Here is a 3,476-nt window from a genome sequence, read left to right as displayed (position 1 = left end):
CTGGGCATCCAGATCCGCGCCGGCATCCACACCGGCGAATGCGAACTGCTCGACGCCGACGTCGGGGGCATCGCCGTCCACATCGCCGCGCGAATCTGCAGCCAGGCCGGCGCCGGCGAAATCCTCGTCTCCCGCACCGTGTGTGACCTGGTCGTCGGCTCGGGCACGGGTTTTGAGGACCGCGGCAGCGTCGAGTTGCGCGGCGTGCCCGGCACCTGGCAACTGCTGGCGGTCGATCGCCACGGCCCGCGGGCGGGTTCGGCCGAGGCGGAACTGGCGTCGATCCCCACGCCCGGCCCTCGGACCGCGATGCGCCGCTCGGACCGCGCCGTGGCCGCGATGGCCAGGCGCGCACCCTGGATCCTGCGCGGGATGGCCCGCCTCGCCCCGGCCACCGAACGCAGATAAAACGCAGATAAACAGCCGGAGTCCCACTGCTGGCAAACGACCCCATTGTCACTCGCGCCCCGCGAGCGGTGAGATCAGCACTACGCTCATGCCATGGCGGAGACGTCATACGCCACGTGCGGCGATCTGAGCCTGGCGTATCAGGTGTTTGGCGACGGGCCGGTCGAGCTGGTCTTCGTCGCGCCGTTCGTCTGGCACGTCGAGCTGGTCTGGGCCGCGCCCGGAATCAAGGCTTTCTTCGACCACCTCGCCACGTTCTGTCGCGTCGTCCTGTTCGATAAGGCCGGGTTCGGGCTGTCGGACCCGGTCCCGCACGTTCGCACGCTGGATGATCGAGCGGCCGAGATCGAAGCCATCATGGACGCCGTCGGCTTCGGCAACGCGGTCCTCTTCGCCCTGGGTGATGGCGGCCCTCCCGCGATCGTCTTCGCGGCAACACGACCGGAGCGAACCCGGGCGTTGGTCCTGACCAGCACGTTTTCGTTCACGGCAGGCGATTGGGGGTGGGACGATGTCGACCGCGACCCGGCCGAGCTGCGGGCAAGCATGGCGAGCGCGTATCGCGAGGTGGACGAGAAGTACTGGCCATCGGCGGAGCAGATCGCCCGAGTGCAGGAATTCGGCCGCACTGTCCGCTCGGCGTGGGGCACCGGTGCGATGATGAATATTGGCTACCCGTCGGGGCGGTGGTCGATGCGCCAGCTCGGGATGATCGAGCGGATGTGCGCGAGCCCGGGGATGGCGCGGGCGGCAGTCGAAGCGGGGTTCCGGATCGACGTGCGGCCGATCCTGCCGACGATCAGCTCGCCCACCCTGGTCATCCATGCCCGCGACGATCCTGTTCCGGTGCAGTCTGGCCGCTACCTCGCCGACCACATCCCGGGCGCGCGGTGGCTCGAGGTTGAGGGCGTGGCCCCCGTGCCCTGGTCCAGCGAGCCCGACAGGATCCTGACAGAGATCGAGGAGTTCCTCACCGGCGGCCATGCCGCACCGTCGCCGTCACGTCGCGCCCTGCGCACCGTGTTGTTCACCGACATGGTCGCCTCCACCCAACACGCCGCGGCGACGGGCGACCAGCGGTGGCGCGCGGTGCTGCAGCGCTTTGGTGAGATCACCGCCGAACTCACCCAGCGATTCGGCGGCACGGTGGTCAAGAGCACCGGCGACGGCCACCTCGCCACTTTCGACGGCCCGACGCAGGCCATCCGCTGCGCCGAGGCCCTGCGCGCTGACGCGGAGACCCTGGGCATCCAGATCCGCGCTGCCATCCACACCGGCGAATGCGAACTGCTGGACCGCGACATCGGGGGGCTCGCCGTACACATCGCCGCGCGGATCCTCGGCCAGGCCGGCGCCGGCGAAATCCTCGTCTCCCGCACCGTGTGTGACCTGGTCGTCGGTTCGGGCACGGGTTTTGAGGACCGCGGCAGCGTCGAGCTGCGCGGCGTGCCCGGCATCTGGCAACTCCTGGCGGTCAATCGCCACGGTCCACCGGCCGGATCGACCGAGGCGGAACTGGCGTCAATGCCCACTCCTGGCCGTCGGACGGCGATGCGCCGCTCGGACCGCACCGTGGAGGCGATCGCGAGGCGCGCACCGTGGATTCTGCGCGGGTTGAGCCGCCTCGCCCCGGCCACCGGTCGCAGATAACAGACTTAGTCTGCGCGCTTTGGCGGTGTCTGAGTCCACGACATCGTTGACAGGTGAGTCGCATTCAGATCCAACCGGCGCCACGCCCCAGTGCTGGCCAACGGCCCCACATTCACGAGCTGCCTGGGGTGCGCCGAGTTGCACGCAGGGACCGCGATGCGGCGTGCCCCGGCGCGCGGTGGGATCAGCAGTACGCTCATGCCATGGCGGAGACGTCATACGCCAAGTGCGGCGATCTGAGTCTGGCGTATCAGGTGTTCGGCGACGGGCCGGTCGAGCTCGTCGTCGCCGGATCGTTCGCCAGCCACATCGAACTGTATTGGACCATTCCCGAATTTGTGGCCTTCTTCGAGCGGCTCTCCAGGTTTTGTCGCGTTCTTCTGTTCGACAAGGCCGGGGCGGGGCTGTCGGACCCGGCGCCGAAAGTTCGCACGCTGGATGATCGGGCGGCCGAGATCGAGGCTGTCATGGATGCCGTCGGCTTCCAAAGAGCGGTGCTTTTCGGGGCTAGCGAGGGTGGCCCGGCCTCCATCGTCTTCGCGGCAACACGACCGGAGCGAACGCGGGCGTTGATTCTTACCGGCACCTCCGCGTACTCCTTGGCCGACGGCTGGGATGACTTGGACCGCGATCCGGCCGAGCAGCGGGCGCGCCTCGTGCGCGACCTGGGTGAGGACTACGCGCCCTCGGTGAAGCAGCTCGCCCGCTGGCAGGCTTGGTGCCGCGCCGCCGTCTCGGCGTGGGGCAGCGGCGAGGCGGCCAAGGCTCTGCTGCCGTCGGTGCGGTCGATACGCCTGCTTGCGATGGTGGAGCGCATGAGCGCTAGCCCCGGGATGGCGCGGGCGGCATTCGAAGCGAATTTCCGGATTGACGTGCGGCCGATCCTGCCGACGATGAGCGCGCCCACCCTGGTCATCCATGCCCGCGACGAAGTCGTTCCGGTGCAGTGCGGCCGGTACCTCGCCGACCACATCCCCGGTGCGCGGTTGCTCGAAGTTGAGGGCAGGGACCACGCGCCCTGGCTCGCCGATCCCGACCGGATCCTGACCGAGGTCGAGGAGTTCCTCACCGGCAGCCACGCCGCGCCGTCCCAGTCACGTCGCGCCCTGCGCACCGTGCTGTTCACCGACATCGTCGCCTCGACACAACACGCCGCAGCCACGGGCGACGAGCGCTGGCGTGCGGTGCTGCAGCGCTTTCGCCAGATCACCGCCGACCTCACGCAACGATTCGGCGGCACGCTGGTGCAGCACACCGGCGACGGCCACCTGATCACCTTCGACGGCCCCACGCAGGCCATTCGCTGCGCCGAGGCGTTGCGCACCGACGCCGAGACACTGGGCATCCAGATCCGCGCCGGCATCCACACCGGCGAATGCGAACTGCTCGACGCCGACGTCGGGGGCATCGCCGTCCAC

3 protein-coding genes are annotated in these 3,476 nt (G+C 69.2%); all 3 read left to right on the top strand.

From position 1 onward, the window contains the following. A partial coding sequence (locus tag VN856_RS18900; RefSeq protein ID WP_325691774.1) for an adenylate/guanylate cyclase domain-containing protein occupies window positions 1-408 on the top strand: 408 nt, incomplete at its 5' end. Window positions 409-501: 93 nt separating this feature from the next. Beyond that, window positions 502-2,058: an adenylate/guanylate cyclase domain-containing protein gene (locus tag VN856_RS18895; protein ID WP_325691773.1), complete on the top strand. Its 1,557-nt coding sequence runs from the start codon at window positions 502-504 to the stop codon at window positions 2,056-2,058. A 203-nt stretch (window positions 2,059-2,261) separates the two neighbouring features. Next, window positions 2,262-3,476, top strand: a 1,215-nt coding sequence (locus VN856_RS18890; RefSeq protein ID WP_325691771.1) for an adenylate/guanylate cyclase domain-containing protein, incomplete at its 3' end; no start/stop codon positions are given.

The sequence above is a fragment of the Mycobacterium sp. genome (genome assembly GCF_035603715.1).
Taxonomy (GTDB): Bacteria; Actinomycetota; Actinomycetes; order Mycobacteriales; family Mycobacteriaceae; genus Mycobacterium.
The sequence above is the reverse complement of the archived record's forward strand: the minus strand, read 5'-3'. Positions and strand labels throughout refer to the sequence as shown.